13 protein-coding genes are annotated in these 16,179 nt (G+C 70.3%); 3 read left to right on the top strand and 10 right to left on the bottom strand.

Going from position 1 to position 16,179, the window contains the following annotated elements; all coding sequences use genetic code 11:
• From ACFYM6_RS26960 to ACFYM6_RS26945, 4 genes are all read right to left on the bottom strand, one after another.
• Positions 1-681 (bottom strand): YoaK family protein, encoded by a 681-nt coding sequence (locus tag ACFYM6_RS26960; protein ID WP_387279906.1) that lies wholly within the window; start codon positions 679-681, stop codon positions 1-3.
• Positions 678-2,540, bottom strand: a complete 1,863-nt coding sequence (locus ACFYM6_RS26955) for a thiamine pyrophosphate-dependent enzyme (protein WP_387279904.1) — start codon at positions 2,538-2,540, stop codon at positions 678-680. Before ACFYM6_RS26955 ends, ACFYM6_RS26960 begins: the two co-directional genes overlap by 4 nt.
• Positions 2,533-5,634, bottom strand: a complete 3,102-nt coding sequence (locus tag ACFYM6_RS26950) for an FAD-binding and (Fe-S)-binding domain-containing protein (protein WP_387279902.1) — start codon at positions 5,632-5,634, stop codon at positions 2,533-2,535. Before ACFYM6_RS26950 ends, ACFYM6_RS26955 begins: the two co-directional genes overlap by 8 nt.
• Before the next feature lie 274 nt (positions 5,635-5,908).
• Entirely contained in the window at positions 5,909-7,552 is a 1,644-nt protein-coding gene (locus tag ACFYM6_RS26945) for a hypothetical protein (RefSeq protein WP_387279900.1), read from the bottom strand.
• Between the two features lie 311 nt (positions 7,553-7,863).
• Between ACFYM6_RS26945 and ACFYM6_RS26940 the strand changes: the two genes are divergently transcribed.
• From ACFYM6_RS26940 to ACFYM6_RS26930, 3 genes are read left to right on the top strand one after another with little or no spacing between them, the layout of a single operon-like run.
• On the top strand, positions 7,864-8,265 hold the full coding sequence (locus ACFYM6_RS26940) for a VOC family protein (RefSeq protein WP_387279898.1): 402 nt from the start codon (positions 7,864-7,866) through the stop codon (positions 8,263-8,265).
• Positions 8,266-8,278: 13 nt separating this feature from the next.
• Positions 8,279-8,620, top strand: coding sequence for a YciI family protein (locus ACFYM6_RS26935; RefSeq protein ID WP_073836116.1), 342 nt, complete (start codon positions 8,279-8,281; stop codon positions 8,618-8,620).
• Positions 8,617-9,813 (top strand): RNA polymerase sigma factor, encoded by a 1,197-nt coding sequence (locus ACFYM6_RS26930; RefSeq protein ID WP_387279896.1) that lies wholly within the window; start codon positions 8,617-8,619, stop codon positions 9,811-9,813. The genes ACFYM6_RS26935 and ACFYM6_RS26930 overlap by 4 nt, the downstream gene beginning before the upstream one ends.
• On the opposite strand, the gene ACFYM6_RS26925 is transcribed toward ACFYM6_RS26930, so the two are convergent.
• From ACFYM6_RS26925 to ACFYM6_RS26900, 6 genes are all read right to left on the bottom strand, one after another.
• Positions 9,800-10,447, bottom strand: a complete 648-nt coding sequence (locus tag ACFYM6_RS26925; protein ID WP_387279894.1) for a class I SAM-dependent methyltransferase — start codon at positions 10,445-10,447, stop codon at positions 9,800-9,802. The two genes, ACFYM6_RS26930 and ACFYM6_RS26925, sit on opposite strands and share 14 nt — an antisense overlap.
• The gene (locus tag ACFYM6_RS26920) at positions 10,444-11,079 is read right to left on the bottom strand and encodes a TetR/AcrR family transcriptional regulator (RefSeq protein WP_387279892.1); all 636 of its coding nucleotides are present in this window, start codon (positions 11,077-11,079) and stop codon (positions 10,444-10,446) included. Before ACFYM6_RS26920 ends, ACFYM6_RS26925 begins: the two co-directional genes overlap by 4 nt.
• Before the next feature lie 345 nt (positions 11,080-11,424).
• On the bottom strand, positions 11,425-12,327 hold the full coding sequence (locus ACFYM6_RS26915) for an aminoglycoside phosphotransferase family protein (RefSeq protein WP_387279890.1): 903 nt from the start codon (positions 12,325-12,327) through the stop codon (positions 11,425-11,427).
• Positions 12,328-12,459: 132 nt separating this feature from the next.
• Positions 12,460-12,810 (bottom strand): DoxX family protein, encoded by a 351-nt coding sequence (locus ACFYM6_RS26910; RefSeq protein WP_387279888.1) that lies wholly within the window; start codon positions 12,808-12,810, stop codon positions 12,460-12,462.
• Positions 12,811-12,950: 140 nt separating this feature from the next.
• Positions 12,951-14,291: a phytase gene (locus ACFYM6_RS26905; RefSeq protein ID WP_387279886.1), complete on the bottom strand. Its 1,341-nt coding sequence runs from the start codon at positions 14,289-14,291 to the stop codon at positions 12,951-12,953.
• An 87-nt stretch (positions 14,292-14,378) separates the two neighbouring features.
• Positions 14,379-16,043, bottom strand: coding sequence for a D-glucuronyl C5-epimerase family protein (locus tag ACFYM6_RS26900; protein ID WP_387279884.1), 1,665 nt, complete (start codon positions 16,041-16,043; stop codon positions 14,379-14,381).
• Positions 16,044-16,179: the final 136 nt, after the last annotated feature.

The following is a 16,179-nucleotide window of genomic DNA, read 5'->3' as shown; positions in this document are numbered from 1 at the left end:
TTAGCTGGCTGAGCTGCCGAGGCGGCCTCGGTAAATGAACCCGGAGAGGACGACGGACATCGCCGGTATCAGGGCGGCCAAGTTGTGCCAGGCGGTGTAGGCGGCCGCAGTGGCGAACGCGGCGGCGGGATACCAGGTGACGACGAGGCTCCGCGCTATCTGCCCCTCAGGGGACCGGCTGCGGTCGCGGCGTAGCAACTCGCCGATGCCCATACTGAGCCCGGTCCAGGTGCCCGTGATGTAGGTGGTGGTGACACCGGGTAAGCGCAGCCGGGCAGCGATGGCGCTCTGCATCCCCATGGCGGTGCCGGCAAGGGCGATGAGCCCGTATCGCGGCGCACCGGTTGGGCGGCCGGCCAGCAGGTTCCACCACACCGCTGCGGCCACCAGCAGGCACACCTCGACGAGAAACGCCGCCCGGATGTGGTGCGGACCGGGCCTGTCCGGCACGGCGGCGCCGAGGGCCACCGCGGCCAGCACGTACGCGCACAGCGCGGTCGCGGATCGACTGACGGCGGGCCAGTCACCGGTGGCCGCGCCGAGGCCGAGCAGGACGGTGTTGCCGGTCATGTTGGCGGGGAAGACGTGACCGAGACCGAGGTAGCTGAGTGCGTCGGTGCCGGCCGCGGTGACGGTGAGCGCGCTGATGAGCAGTCTCTGCCGGCCCCGGCCTTCTCTCATGCCTGGTCTTGGTCGTCGGCGCGGTCGCGCAGCCGGCGCGCGGCACCGGACAGAGCCTGACCGAGCCGGTCGGGCATGATGCGGCCCGGGCTGGCCTCGAAGGTGGATTCGTCGAGGATGTCCTTGACCATCTGCAGGGCGATGCGGTTGCGGTTGGGCGTACCGGCGCGAAGCGCTGCCGCCAGTTTCTTGACCTGGTCCTTCTTGATCCGCGCCGGCATCGGGGGTTCGTGCGGGTCCACCACGCACTCGACGATGACCGGGCCGCTGGCAGCCAGCGCCCGCTTCATCTGATCGGGACAGCGGGCCGGGTCCTCAATGCGGACGCCCGTGGCACCGCAGGCTTCGGCGAACTTGACGAAGTCCATCGGGGCGAAGTTCACGCCATATTCGGGGTTGCCGAGAAAGACCATCTGCTCCCACTTGATCAGGCCGAGGGTGTCGTTGCGGACCACGACGATCTTGATCGGGAGTTGATGCTGCACCGCGGTGAGCACATCGCCGAGCTGCATGGTCAGTGACCCGTCGCCGGTGAAGACGACCACCTGACGGTCGGGGTAGGCGGCCTGAGCCCCGATGGCGTACGGCAGGCCGGCGGCCATGGAGCAGTTCGTGCCGGAGAAGCTGAAGGCCTGACCCTGCCGCACTTTGATCTGGCGAGCGGCCCAGGTGGTCACGGTGCCGGAGTCGCCGCAGACGATTGCGTCGGGGGCGAGTGCCTCGTTGAGCGCCCATGCGGGGACCTGTGGCTTCATCGGGATGTCCGGCGACGAACCGCGCTCGGCCATCAGTTCCCACCACTCGCGCATGCCGGCCTGCGCCTGGTGCAGGAAGTCCCGGTTGTCGTTGCGGGACAGCAGCGGTCGCAGGGCCGCGAGGGTGGCGCGGGCGTCGCCGGCCAGCGCGACGTCGACGGGGTGACGCAGACCGATGCGCTCGGGCTTGTCGTCGATCTGCACGCAGACGGCCTGCCCCGGCTTGGGGTAGTACTCGATGTAGGGCATGGTGGAGCCGACGATGAGCAGCGCGTCGCACCGCTCGAGCGCTTCCTCGGATGGCAGGGAACCGACCAGCCCGATCGGGCCGGTGGTGTAGGGGCTGTCATCCGGCACGCAGTCCTTGCCCAGTTGGGCCTTGATGATCGGGGCGCCGAGCACCTCGGCCACCGCTTCGAGTTCCTCGCCCGCGCCGCGGGCTCCGGCTCCGGCCAGGATCGCGACCTTTGTCCGCCCGGCCAGCGCGGCGGCGGCGGCCGTCAGGTCGTCGCCCTGCGGCACTCGAATCGGAGGGCGCCAGGTGGTGGAGGTGTGGCCGGGTACGTTGCGCAGGTAGCGAGTGCCGGATCCGGCGGGGGCGGCCTGGTAGTCGATCGGGAAGGCCAGGTGCGCGGGTCCGCGTTCGGCCAGGGCGGTGCGCACGGCGTAGTCGACGACGTTGACGACGTGGGCCGGGCCCATGATCCGCTGGTTGTAGACGGTGACGTCGTTGAACAGGTAGTCGGTGTTGACGTCCTGCAGGTAGCTGGTGCCGATCAGGTCGTGGTAGGACATGCCGGTGATGGCCAGCAGCGGGGCCTGTTCGACGCGGGCGTCGAGGAGCCCGTTGAGCAGGTGCGCGGCACCCGGGCCGGAGGTGGAGAAGCAGACGCCGAGCCGGCCGGTGAACTTGGCGTAGCCGACGGCCGCCATGGCCGCGACCTCCTCATGGCGGACATGGATGTAGCGGATCCGGTCGGTCGTCTTGCGCAGCGCGTCGACCAGCCCGTTGATGCCGTCGCCGGGCAGCCCGAAGATCGTGTCGACGCCCCAGTCGATGAGCCGCTCCACGAGCGCGTCGGCGGCCGTACGTTCCTCAGCCATGTCGCTTCGGTCTCCTCATGATGTGGCGGCGGCGTGCCCGCCAGCGGGTGACGGCGGCGGCGCCTGCGACGGCGAGCAGCGCCGAGGCCGAGGCCGTGGCGACGCGTGCGCCTGCGCCGGCGTGCCGGGCCGGGACGGGAATGCCCTGCTCCTCCGGTCTGCCTGCTGGGCCCTGGGGGCCGCTGCGGGCAGCCATGCTGATGACCTCGGCGAGGTGCAGCGCCTCCCGGTCGCTGCCGGCACGGATCTGACCGCGGCAGCTGAACCCATCCGCGACGATCACCGTGGCGGCGCTGCGGGCCCTGATCTCGGGCAGCAGGACCCGTTCCCCGGCCGCCATCGACACCTCGAACTTCTCGCCGGCTTCGTAGCCGAAGCTGCCGGCCATGCCGCAGCACCCGGGCTCAGCCATCTCCACGTTCAGGCCCATGGCCGCGAGCAGCTCGCGGTCCGGATCGAAGCCGATGACGGCGTGCTGGTGGCAGTGGGTCTGGACGAATGCGTCCCGGTGCAGCCGCGGCGGTGTCCAGTCGGGCGCGTGCCGTTGGAGGAACTCGGCGAGGCTGAACGCCTGTGCCTGGAGCCGCTGCGCGCGGTCGTCGTCCGGGAACATCGTGGTCAGCTCGTCCCGGAACACGGCCAGGCAGCTCGGCTCCAGTCCGACGAGCGGCACCCCACGCTCGATGTCGTCGGAGAGTACGTCGAGGATCTGGAGCAGATACCGCCGGGCGAGGTTCAGCATGCCGTAGTCGTAGAGGGGCCGCCCGCAGCACAATCCCCGGCTGGGCATCTTGACCTGGAACCCCGCCGATTCGAGGACCTCGACCGCCGCGACGCCGACGCGAGGATCGAAGAAGTTCGTGAACGTGTCGGGCCACAGGAGCACCGCCGGCCCGTCGGGGTGCCGCGGGCGATGTTCGGCGAACCAGGAGGCGAAGGTTCGCGCCGCGAACACCGGTGCTGCCCGGTCGCGGGCGATCCCCCCGACGGCCTTGACCGCGGTGCCGAGCACCGGGGATTGCGTGGCGAGATTGGCCAGCCGCGGCACGCGCGAGGCCAGCCTCGCCCACACGTTGATCAGTCCGAGGGCGTACGCCTGGCGTGGTCGCAGCCTGCCGGCGTAGTGGTGGTGCAGGAACTCGGCCTTGTAGGTGGCGACGTCGACCCTGACCGGGCAGTCGCCCTTGCACCCCTTGCACGCCAGGCACAGGTCGAGCGCCTTCTTGACCTCGGGACTGCGCCATCCGCTGGTGACACTGCCCGAGGAGTCGGCCATCTCCTGCAGCAGCCGCGCCCGTCCGCGCGTGGTGTGCTTCTCCTCCCGGGTCACCATGAAGCTGGGGCACATGACGCCACCCTCGGTGTGGCGGCAGACCCCGACGCCGAAGCAGCGGCCGACGGCCTCGGCGAAACTGCCGCCGTCCTCCGGATACCGGAACGCCGTCTCCAGTTGGCGCGGCCGGAAGCTCGTGCCCTCCCGCAGGTGTGAATCGAGGGGGTACGGGTCGATGAGCTTGTGCGGGTTCATCCGTCCCTGGGGATCCCACACTCGCTTGAACTCGGCGAACGCCTCCATCAGCCGGGGTGGGAACATCTTCGGCCACAGCTCCGCGCGGCCGTGCCCGTCCCCGTGTTCCCCGGACAGCGAGCCACCGAACGACACCACCAGGTCGGCGGCCTCCTCCATGAACCGGCGGAACTCGCGTACGCCGTCGGCGCTGCGTAGGTCGAAGTCCAGCCGGCAGTGGATGCAGCCCTGCCCCCAGTGGCCGAACAACACACCGTCGTAGCCGTGCCGGTCGAGCAGACCGGTGTACGCCCGCAGGTAGTCGCCCAGGCGTTCGGGCGGCACGGCGGCGTCCTCCCAGTTCGGCCATCCGGGGTGACCACCGAGCCCAATCGGCATGCGGGTGGTCCCTGCCGAGTGCTTGCGGATCTCCCATACCGCTGTCTGCTGCCGCGGGTCCTCGTAGCACCGATGCTCGGGTGCGTTGGGGCGCTGGCGCAGCGCCGCCATCAACTGCTCGGCTCGCTCGTTGGCCTCCGCCTGGGTGTCGCCGCCGAACTCGACCAGCACCCAGGCCACGCCGGCGGGCAGCAGCCGCGGATCGCCGTACGCCATGTGCTTCGCCTGAAGGTTCTGCACCACGTGTCGGCTGGTGAACTCGACCCCGATCGGCCCGAATTCCATCAGCCACACGGCGTCGTCTCCCGAACTGGGAATGTCGGGATAGCCGAGTACGACCAGTGTCCGTGCCGGTGGCGAGGGGACCAGCCGGCAGTCCGCCTCCAGCGTCAGCGCGAGCGTCGACTCGGAGCCGACCAACGCGCGGGCGACGTGGAAGCCGTTCTCCGGCAGCAGTTGATCGAGGTTGTATCCGGACACCCGGCGGGGGATGTCCGGCATCCCGGACCGGATCACGTCGGCGTAGGTGTCCCGGATGTGCCGCAGGCCGGCGTAGATAGCACCCCGGCGCCCGCCCAGCCCGATGATCCGCTCGATCTCGTCCTCGCCGGTGGCGCCGACCCGCATCCGAACCCCGTCGTAGGTGATGATGTCGAGCTCGTGGACGTTGTCCACGGTCTTGCCGCCCATCACCGAATGCGTGCCGCAGGAGTTGTTGCCGATCATCCCGCCCAGCGTGGCGTGGTCCAGCGTCGCCGGGTCCGGGGCGAACGTGAGGCGATGGTGTCGCGCCGCCCTGTTCAGGTGGGTGCAGATCAGGCCCGGTTGTACCCGCGCGTGGCGCCGCTGCGGGTCCAGGTGGACGAGTCGGTTCATGTACTTCGAGAAGTCGAAGCAGACGGCGGCGTTCACCGCCTGCCCGGCCAGAGCCGTACCGCATCCACGACCGAACACCGGCGCTCCATACCGCCGGCAGACCGCCAGCGCCGCCTCGACGTCTTCGGCATGCCGGGGCAGCACGACCCCGATCGGCAACTGGCGGTAGATCGAGGCGTCGAAGCCGTACATGGCCCGGTCACCCGACCCGAAACGGACCTCGCCGCGCACGACGCGACGCAACTCGCGCCCGAGTTCCGCCGCATAGCCAGGCGGCGGCCCCGAACGCGCCCGATCTTCCTTACTGATCATCGATCTACCTCGGTCAAGGTCGGCAGGTGGGCGCGCGGGTCCGCGACGTGTCAGGTGGCCTGTCCCGTGACCCAGGCCGGGGGCATCAGCACCGTGCTCGACCCCCTTCCGGGCAGGCAGCGACCGCTCCGGCGAGCGGTCACCCCCGGTGTATCCCGTCCCGCCGGGCGGCCGTAAGTGCGCGCCGCCGGTAGGTGACGGCAGCACTCACCGGTCCAGGCGAGGCGTCGCCGGTGCCCGGCGCCGGATGGGCGGGGACGCCCGTCTGGGAAGTTCAGCCGTGGCAGCGCGGTATCTCGTATCCGGCCGGTCCGGGAGGGATGAGCGAAAGTCGGAGCGGCGGCGCCTGCCAGGCGACCGCCGCGCCCCGCAGTATCCGGTACAGCTCCGCGCCCGTCGTCCGCGGTGTCTCACCATGGAGAAACGCGACGAGTCCCCGCTGCACCCGGCTGCGGTCGAACGCGTCCCCGTGCAAGGCGACCACCAGGACGAACGGCACGCCCAACGGGTTGCCCGGCCGATCGGCGAGGGCATCGCTGAGCGTCACGAATGCCACCATGCGTACCCCCGGGACCGGGCAGAACATCTGATCGCGGTAGCGCTGTGGGTTGCCCAGGAGCGAGTGGATGAGCGGTTCGTCGGTGCTGATCGGCAGGCCGCTGGACCACCTGGCGACCGTCAGGATCGCCCGCAGCTGCGCGCCTGCGGCCAGTCCCCAACCGCGTCCGTCGCCGGACGGTGGGAAGGCGGCTGCGGATGGGTTGGGCACGGGGCTGAGCAGGATGACCGCAACCACGGCCGGGTGCGGACGCGTTGCCAGGTAGGTGCGGACGACGAGGGCTCCCTCACTCTCCGCGAGCAGGGCCACCGGCTGACCGGTGCGGTTGTGCACCTCGGAGACCTGTGCGTCGAGCAGTTTCGCGCTGCTCTCCAGCGACTGCTGGGTTTGCTGCGCCCGATACGGCAGCGGCCGCCCGCCGGAGTCGAGGCCGGCGTAGGAGAATACTTCGAACGGGATGCTGTCGGCGATCTGCTGGCCGCCGCCGACTGGCGCGCCGTCGCCGACGGAGTCGTAGCCACCCACGAAGATGAGTGCCTGAGGCGGCCTGCCGCCGGGGCCGATAGCCAGTGGGGGCGGCGGTTGCCCGGCGACCTGGGCAGCGGTCCTGGCCAGGAACCCGGCCGGGGCGATGCCGAGCAGCAGCCCGACGGCGACCAACGGGGCGACCGGGACCCGGACCAGCACGACGCGTGCCGTCAGCACCGCCGCGAGCAGGCGCCGCCAGAGCCAGCCGTTCACGACGCCGGCGAGGGCGGCCAGCACGATGGGCAACGGGCCCGGCGCGGCGGACATGAGCACGGAGGCAATGGTCAGGATCAGGAACGACACCACGGCCCAGAGCACGGCGGCCGGCGGCGGTAGCCCCCGCCACCAGTCGGGCACCAGGCCGGCCCGCTGTCCGACGAGGACGAGCACGAAAACCACACCCACATCGGCAATGAAGAGCCAGGACAGCGAGGTCGCGGCGAGTGCCACCGAGAGCGCGGCCCAGGGCAGCATGACAACGGCCAGGACGGCGATGCCCGCGATGCCGGTGAGCAATGCCCTGCCCACCGCCGGGCGCCGTCCCGCCTGCGGCGGCCAGGCGACCAGCACGATGGCAGCGGTCCACACACCGCGCCCGACCACCGTGGCGATCAGCTCGCCCGTGAACTGCGGCCACGAGTCGTGATAGACGGAGATCCAGCGCAGGTCGTGAAAGGTCGCGAAGGGCACCGGCGCGCTCGCCTGCGGAGCCAGCCCCACCGCGGACCGGAGGCCGAAGCGGCTCGACAGCACCGCCTCCAGGATCGGCGGAAGTGTGGTCAGGGTAAGGAGCGCCAGGAGGCGTACGGACGCCGATCGCAGCACGACCACCGCGCCGACCTCCTGCTCGCCAGGCGTGCCGCCACCCAGAACTGGGCTGCTCAGGTGAGGATGGACAGCATATTATCGGCTTTCTTCCTCCTATCTCCGGCATTTGGGGCGTGCCGAACACTAGGGGCTCAGCAGGTGGCGGGGCGGGGGAGGGGGTCGTGGCGTCCATGCTGCCGTCGTCAACCCGGCTGAACCGCCGCGCGTACCCCCGTGCCGGCCAGCACAAAAGATCTTGAGGCGGTGTCGTATCCGCCGCTCCGCCGGTCGTCTAGCAGGTGACAGCACCGCAACGAGACCGACGGGAGTAGATCATGAAACCGGTCATGGACAGCCTGGACATCGTCGTCGCAGACATCTCCGCCACGATCGAGTTCTACCGGCGGCTGGGCCTGGAGTTCCAGGTTGACCCGAGCTACGCCGAGCACGCCGGATGCGACCTGCCGAATGGGCTGCATCTGATGCTGAACCAGGAGAAGTTCACCGCGATGGCCCGCCCAGGTTGGACCCGTGGCGCGGGTAGCCCACCGGTCTTCCTGGCGTTCCGGCTCGACAGCCCGGCCGACGTCGACGCCACGTACGCCGAGCTCACCGGGGCCGGATACACCGGGGCACGGGAGCCGTGGGACGCCTTCTGGGGTCACCGCTACGCCACCGTGCTGGACCCGGACGGCAACGGCATCGACCTGTACTGTCCGCTGCCCGGCCACAGCTGAGAAGGTGAGAGCCGTGAAGTACGTGCTGATGTTCGCCGAAACCGAGCAGTTCGCCGCCGACCTGGCCGCGATGGACGAGACCGAACGCGAGCGGGCCTACGGACGGGTGCGGCAGTGGTTCACCGACAACGCCGACAAGATCACCTCGCACACGCACCTGATGCCCGCCCACACCGCCACCACCGTCCGGCTCGACCAGGCCGAGCCGGTGATCACCGACGGGCCGTTCGTGGAGGGCAAGGAAGTGATCTCCGGTTTCGCCGAGATCGACGTCGCCGACCTGGACGAGGCGTTGCGCATCGTCGCGTCGTGGCCGGCGTGCCCGCTGGTGGAGATCCGCCCGATCGCAGGATGAGTCGGGATGCCGGGGTGGAGTTGGCCCGCGTGGTGCGCGAGCACGCGGGCCGACTCGCCGCCTCTCTCGTGTCGCTGATCGGTGACTTCTCCGCCGCGGAGGACCTCGTCCAGGACGCGGTCGAGGCAGCGCTGCAGCACTGGCCGATCGAGGGGATCCCGGCCAACCCGGACGGCTGGCTCTACACGGTCGCCCGCCGCCGGGGCCAGGACGCGCTGCGCCGCAACGCCCGCTTCCGGGACAAGCTGGAGCTGGCCGCGTGGCCGCCGCAACCGGTGCCGGACGACCGGCTACGGCTGATCTTCACCTGCTGCCACCCCGCGCTGCCCCGCACCGCCCAGGTCGCCCTCACGCTCCGGGTTGTCTGCGGCCTGACCACCGCGCAGATCGCCAAAGCGTTCCTCATTCCCGAGACCACGGTGGCGCAGCGGATCACCCGCGCCAAGCGGAAGATCAGCGACGCGGGCATCCCATACCGGATCCCCGCCGCCGACGAACTCGGTGCACGCCTGGTAGAGGTGCTGACGGTGGTGTATCTGCTGTTCAACGAGGCCTACCTACCGACCAGCGGTCAGCGCGCTCAAGCGCAGCACCTTGCTGCGGATGCCGAGTTCCTGGCCACCCTGCTCGCCGGGCTGATGCCGAACGAGCCAGAGGTGCTCGGCCTGCTCGCGTTGATCCGGTTGCACCGTGCCCGCGAAGCCGCCCGCTTCACCCCGGACGGGCAGATCATCCAACTGCCCCACCAGGACCGAAGCCGGTGGGACCGGGACGTCATCGTCGATGCGACCCGGCTGATCGCCAAGGCCGCAAGCCTCAAGAAGCCCGGCCCGTATCAGCTGCAGGCCGCGATCGTCGCGGTGCACGCAGAGGCCGGCCGGTGGGAGGACACCGACTGGCAGCAGATCCTGATCCTCTACACGATGCTCGACCGGCTCGCACCGTCGCCGGTCACCAAACTGCACCGGGCCGTCGCCCTGCGGTATGTGGCCGGGCCGGATGTGGCGCTGGCGGCAGTCGGCGAACTCCGCCAGGCCCTCAACGGCTATCACCTGTGGCACGCCACCCGGGCTGAACTGCTCCGCGACCTCGGCCGCCCCGACGAGGCACACGAGGCGGACGGGCGGGCGCTGGAGTTGACCGCCAACCCGGCCGAGCAGTCCTTGTTGCGGCGGCGGATCAGTTGGGCTTGACCGCGTGGACGCGTTCGACGGTGCCGGCCTTCAGCCTTTCTGTCTCGACGATCTCGAAGCCCGCGGCCCGCACGAGGGGTAGCTGGCGGCGGGTGAAGTGCTCGCCGGCCGCGCGAATGGTGACCCGGTCAAGGAGCCACTGGGCGGCGTAGATCGGTGGCCAGGTGCTGCCGATGTGGTCGAGCAGGAGCAGCCTGCCGCCAGGTACGAGGACGCGCTTCATCTCGCCGATAGCCTTCACCGGGTGCGGGATGGCGCACAGCGACAGGGCGCAGACCACTGTGTCGAACGACGCGTCGTCGAACGGCAGGCGCTCGGCGTCGCCCTGGTGCAGGTCGACCGAACGGCCGAGGTCGGCGGCGCGCTGCCGGGCGATGCCCAGCATCGCCGGGCTCAGTTCGATCCCGGTAAGCGTCGCGTCGGCGGGATAGTGCGGCAGGTTCCGGCCGGTGCCGATGGCGACCTCCAGCACGCGACCGCGGGCGCGGCCGCCCAGCCACTCCCGGCCGCCGCCGAACTGGATCCGCTCGAGGAGAGCGATCTGCCTGTCGTAGCTGGGTGCGGCCTTGTCCCAGACTCGCCGCTGCTTCGCGGCCGGGGTCTCACCGGTCTTCCCCTTGGCGGTGCTGCTCATGATGGTGGTCCTTCCACGTTGGCGGGGTGGAGAAGGGTGCGATCCACATCGGAGGAGACGGCAGCGTCGATCACTCCCGTGACCGCCTGGCGGACTCGGGCGGCGGCTCTGGCGGGGTCGGGCTGCCCGGCGTCGAGCCAGGCGATGATCGCCTCGATCGCCACCACCGGGGCGAGCTGGGCGGCCCAGCGCGCCAGCGGCTCGTCGGGTACGACCGTCGAGATCTGCAGGTACGCGGCGGCGGTGATGTCGGCGCGGAACTTCTCGATGCGCTCTTTGAACTCCGGTTCGCGCAGGGCGTGCTGAAACAGCAGCCGGAACCCGGCCGGGGACTCGACCGCTGCCCGAAGGAGGCCGTCGGTGCTGGCGTCGGTGAACCCACCGACGGGCTCTTCGACGTGGGCGTCCAGCCGGGCGCACATCCGGTCAAGAACCGCCTGGTACAGGTCGGTCTTGGAGTCGAAATGGCGGTAGAGGATCACCCTGGTGATCCCGGCCTCGGTGGCGATCTCGTCCAGGCCCGTCGCCGCGAAACCGGACCGGGCGAACGCTTCGGTCGCCGCGGCGAGGATCTGTTCCCGCCGCTGTGCCCGGGGCAGGCGGCGTCCCGGCTCCGGTTTCTCGTCGGCCACGATCACCCTTCCCGGCTTGTTGACTTCGAAGTATACATATGCCCACTGCCTTTCAAGGTCCAATTGGTGGGCTTCGATGGACGACCCGGCCTGAGCTTGTCTGCGCCTTCCCCCGAGTCCCGGTAGGGCCGCCAGAAGTTGCCACCTCCCGCTTTGGCCCGGCACGGTTCGGGCGGCCCTGCTACGACGCAAGGAGGAGTTGAGCCGACTTCCGTGAGCCGCGAGCGTCGCACTCATCGGTTGAGCGTGCATCCCGGCGGCCGGGACGGCACCGGCTGTCGTCCCGGAGGCCGCGGCTCGCTCGGGGTCGTTGAGCATGCGGAGCCACTCGGCTGGCGGTAGCAGTCACGCCAGTTCGGCGATCACTGCGCGGACCATCCGGCGGCCGTGCTCGGCCATTCGCGGGAAGGTGTGCCGGTAGTAGTCGAGGCCGGTCAACGACGGTGCGAGGGCCCAACCGCAGGCGCGGCGCCAGGTAGCGTCGTCGTACCCGATCGCCTCCCGGTAGGCTTCCCGGGCCGCGCCGGTGAAGGTCCATAGCGCCGGAGCCACGTCCGGCGCCGGATCGCCGAGACCGAGTGCGCCGAAGTCGATGACCGCGGCCAGTCGGCCGCAGTCGGTGATCAGGTTTCCCGGTTGCAGATCACCGTGGATCCATACGGGGTCCCGGTCCCAGTCAGGCGCAGCCAGACAGATGTCCCAGGCCGCCTCGGCCGCGGTCACGTCGAAGCCGTCGTCATGCTCGGCGAGCCGGGGCAGCACTCGGCGGACGTTTTCATCGGCGTGGAGCAGGGCGGACCCGCGGGTACCCGGTGGCTTGAGCGGGCCTCCGGCCGGCTCCACCCTATGCAGGGCGCGAACGAAGGCTGCCACATCGCGGGCCAGGAGCACGTCGTCGCAGCCAAGCCTGGGAGGCGTGTCCCCCACGACCCACGGCACCACGGTCCACCGCCATGGATACCCCGCGCCCGGCTCGCCCACGTGCAGCGGAACTGGAATCCGCACCGGCAGGTGGGACGCGAGCAAGGGCAGCCACCGCGCATCCGAATCGGCCTGGTCGACCGCCCCGGCAATCTTGGGCATCCGGGCGACGAGTTCGTCGCCGAGCCGAAAGAGTACGTGGTCAGTGCCCTCCAACGCGTCGGGTAGGGGCGCCACGGGAAGGTCGACCCACTGCGGACACTGGGCCGCGACCAGGCGGCGCACCTGATCGGCGGTCGCTCGAATCTCGTCCTCATGGATGGGCACGGCTGGCACGCTAGTGCGGTCAGACGGTGTGGTGCCAACCGATTGGGTGGCCGGCACCGACGCAACCTCACCTGCCCGGCGTGCTCGGCGGCAGGAGCAGGTTCAGCTGGCGCTCGCCGCTGTCGCCACGGTTCACCAGTGGTAGACCAGGTTGACGGCTAGGGTGGCCACTGCAGTGGAGAAGAACACGGCCCATCCCACGAGCTGGCGGGAACCCACTCGCAGGTGCGCAATGAGGGCGCCGAGGAAGTACAGCACGAGGCCAGCGGCCGCGAGTGTCCCCAGCAGTGGCACGGCGAACCCGACCAGCAGCCCCAAGGAGCCCGCCGCCAGCAACATGCCCAACATCGGTACCCACGACCGGGGCACGCGCTTCATGTCCGCCTGGGCCTTCGGGTAGTCGTGGCCGCTCAGGTAGGTGACGGCGGCGATGCCGTTGAAGACCGACGCGATGATGGTGACCGTGACGTAAGCGGTGAACATGAGGCCTCCTGGTTGCCGACTTCAAGGACGAGCTGTCACCGCCGGATGTGACGTGCCGTGCGGTGACCTGAAGCACAAGCACTGGCCGGGCCCGGCCTGCTCCAGTGGTCCTGGAGCAGGCCGGGCCCGATCGGAGGGAGTCAGCGCAAGCGCGGGTCGTTCCCGGCCCGGGTGTCCACGGTCAGGGACAACGCGCGGGCGATGTCGCCCCAGGAGACGTAGGAGAAGTTCGTGGCATCGCGGTCGTCGTCCACGTCGGGCCCGGTTTCGGGCTCGTCGTGCGTGACGAACAGGCCCTGCCGGTAGTTGCCGACGGGGCGATTCGTCACGGCGAGTCCGTCGGAACCGTTGATGTCGTCGGCGCCGCTGACGCCCTTGACCCGGAAGCTCCCCCGTGCATCGTTTACGCCCTGGCGCTCGTAGACCGCGAACGTGTCGTCGCCCTGGCTCGACACGAGCACGTACCCGGTGGAGCCGGGCCCGTAGTAGATGTCGACGCCCTCGGCGTCGGCCGTGAGCAGGTTGCCCCCGTAGCCCTTGTCGTTCGGGTCGATCGGCCGGCATTCCTCGGTCTCGCTGTCGTAGACGTCGTGGATCCCGAAGTCCTTGACGCGGTCGATGAGCTTCGGCTGGTTGCCCGAGCCGAGCGGCAGCTGCAGCCGCCACAGTCCGACGTCCTCCTGCGCGGCGTAGAGCACGCCCGACGCCTGGTCCACCGCGACGCCCTCGAGCTGCGGGGGCACGCCTGGCTCCTCGCAGGGAACCCACGTCGTCCCGTCCGGCAGCGGGAAGGTGCTCGGCATTTTGAGCCGCTGGGTGCCCGTGTAGCCGAGCTTGCCGCCGATCTCGACGATGCGCGCGGTCGCGATGGTGGTCGCCCCCTCCTGGGTGACGACGGCGTACGTCTCGCCGGGCCGCGGCTGCCAGATGGCGAGGCCGTACGCGGTGTGCTCCTCGTCGACGGCCTGACGGTCGGGGTTGAAGAGGAAGCTCTGGTCGGCGGCGGTGACCTCGGTCACCGGGGAACGCGCCGCCGCCCCGGCCGGGTCGACGACGAAGAAGCGGAGCTGGTCGTTGTAGCGGTCCGAGACGACGGCGACGTCGACCAGACGACCCGCCAGGCGGATGCCGTAGGCGATGTCCACGTTGTTGTAGCGGCCGGTGGTGGTGTCGACCCGTGGTGCTTCGGTGGCGGGCAGCGACTGGAGCTCGCGCGAGCCCATGTCGTAGACGCGGAGGCCGCCCTCCTTGGCGGTCACGATCACCAGCGACTTTCGGGAGTCGGCCGGGTGGACCCAGATGGCCGGGTCGTCACCGGAGGCGTTCCCGCCGGCGTCGTCGTCGTACAGGATCGGGGTTTCGTTGTCCGTGGTCACCACTGCGGGCTGGGCGGTGGCGGCGCGGGCGCCCCCGTGAGGTGGAGCGAGCAGCGCGGCGACGACTGCGCCTACCGTCAGTGCGGCATTCAATGTGTACGTCACGGCAGCAACCCTGCGGGACGGAGATTGACGCCGGTCTGACCGCCGGTTGCCGTAGGTGAAACTCGAGGGTTGCCGCCTCGGGTCGGGTCAGCTCCGGTTGACGGCGGGGTAGCCCGCCCACCATTCCGGGTACCGGCCGTCGGCGAACCGGACGTGCGCCACCCCGTTCAACACCGCCTGCCGGTCGAGGTTGACGCTGTCGCCCACCTGGTAGTCGGTGACCACCGACCGCATCGACCCGGCCGCGTCGATGGCGTACGCGGTGAGTGGGGTCACCGCGACCGTCGCCGGCCGCAGGATCCGGTATCCCATCGGGGCGGCCTCGCCGACCTGGTACGAGTGCTGTCTGAGCTCCTTGAGGTGGTAGCCGGCCAGCGTGCCGGCACTGATCTGGTACCAGGTCCCGTCCTGCCGGCGGACCTTGAGCCGGGCCGCCGACGGCGCGCTGCTCCGCCGCGACAAGCTGATCGTCCGGGTGGCGGTGACGTTGCCGGCGCTGTCGAACCGGTACCCGGTGTGTCGGCCGGGCTGGAGCGCGACGCTGCCGGTGACGCCGTGTGGCGGAAAGTCGGCGTAGTAAAGCTCCGCGATCTGAGCGAACACCGGGTCGCCGGTGATCGCGTAGCACTGGATGTGCTGGGTCATGTGGATGGTGTGGTAGGTGTTCGCGTCCGACCGGTGCCGCAGGCAGTACTTGCTGCGCCAGTGCCGGTTGCGGATGTCGGCGTAGACGTCACGCATCGTGGTTAGCGCGCCCTGCAACAGCACCTTGGCGCGTTCGTCCCCGGTCATCGCCCAGTAGTCCCACAGCCCGAAGGCGGCGAAGTTGTGGCCGTTGTAGGTGAGGTCGCCGGAGATCCGCTTCGGGTTCGCGTACTCCTCGAGCCAGAGCCGCCCGGCCACCACGTACACCCCCCAGGGCCTACCGGCGACCGGGGGCACCAGGAACGAGGCGAACGTGGCGTTGGCCGCGTTCCGCCACCGGGCGCCGCCGGTGGTGCGGTAGAGCCGGCAGAACAGGCTCAACGCCTGCCCCTGCGCCATCATCGAGTACCACGGGGGGTCGTAGATCTCCTGGCTGCCGTGGAGCTGGAAGCGGAACGGGTACGGGTAGAACCAGCCGCCCCCGTACCCCACCCGGCGGTCGATCAGCCGTTGGGCCTGCTTCTTCGCCCGGTTCAGGTAGGCGACGTTGCCGGTGATCCGGTATGACTCGACCAGCGCGAGTCCGTACTGTGCCTGGTCCACCGGGTGGTCGTAGAGCCGGCCGTAGCGCAGCGTCATCCGGACGCCCGAAGTGTCGTGGACGCCGGTGTCGACGAGCGGCATCGGGTTGCGCAGGTAGTAGGGGCGGATCGTGTCCGGCAGGTCGCGGATCTCGAACGGGTGGTACGAGAAGTCGAACGGTACGCCGCTCACCGCCCTCGACTGGGACCGCGCCGTGACGCCCGGCACGGATGCCCTACGCGGTGCGAGCCGCCGCGCGTCGGCGGCGGACAGCGCGGGTACGTCGTACAGGGCCGTCGGGTCCGGCGTCGGGGAGATCTCGAACGCCGGATCGATGATGGGACCGGCGGAACCCAGGAACGCGCGGCCGGGCAGGAGCGGTTCCGCCCCGGGATCGCCGGGCGGCCGGGCTGCGGCCGGCTCGTCGAGGAGCCACAGCCCGCCGGTGGCGAGCCCGGCACCGAGGACGGCCCTTCGCGACCAACGGTGCGCGCGCAGCGCCTCCGCTGCCGGTTCCTGACTCACCATGGGCACCCCGCTCAACTCGGTGGTTCGGGCTACCGGTTTTGTAGCACGTCAGGGTCCGGATGTCCGGCCGCTCGCCGGCGTCCGTGGTGTCGGTCGCCGTTGCCCGCCGCGTCGCCCGGTGCGGGATCCTGAC

The organism is Micromonospora sp. NPDC006431 (genome assembly GCF_042870725.1).
Lineage (GTDB): Bacteria > Actinomycetota > Actinomycetes > Mycobacteriales > Micromonosporaceae > Micromonospora.
The sequence above is the reverse complement of the archived record's forward strand: the minus strand, read 5'-3'. Positions and strand labels throughout refer to the sequence as shown.